A 594-nucleotide genomic window follows, 5' to 3' on the forward strand; every position below is an offset into this window, starting at 1 on the left:
TATTTTTACCGATAGTATCAGAAGATCAGACATCAGCAAATGTATTTGTATCGACATCGAGCAATCCAATAATAGGAGCTTGGGTAGATGGCGATATAGAATTGACCGATGGTAATAACACGTACACGTATTCAGTAACAGAATTTGACAATATAGTAGCTAATGTAGCCTTTGGAACATACAACTACATATTTACCCGACCAGGAGCTTGTGATGTTACGGGAACAGTAGTGGTAGACTGTAGTACCATAGAATCACAATCAGGCAATGTATTTTTACCGATAGTATCAGAAGATCAGACATCAGCAAATGTATTTGTATCGACATCGAGCAATCCAATAATAGGAGCTTGGGTAGATGGCGATATAGAATTGACCGATGGTAATAACACGTACACGTATTCAGTAACAGAATTTGACAATATAGTAGCTAATGTAGCCTTTGGAACATACAACTACACATTTACACGACCAGGTGCATGTGATGCAACAGGAACAGTAGTAGTAGACTGTAGTACCATAGAATCACAATCAGGCAATGTATTTTTACCGATAGTATCAGAAGATCAGACATCAGCAAATGTATTTGTATCGA

General features: G+C 37.7%; 1 protein-coding gene. It reads left to right on the forward strand.

Annotation, left to right across the window (positions count from 1 at the left end):
• On the forward strand, nucleotides 1-594 hold a 594-nt coding region (locus K7G76_RS15335), incomplete at both ends, for a hypothetical protein (protein WP_223035092.1).

It is taken from the genome of Hanstruepera marina (assembly GCF_019880635.1).
GTDB lineage: Bacteria > Bacteroidota > Bacteroidia > Flavobacteriales > Flavobacteriaceae > Hanstruepera > Hanstruepera marina.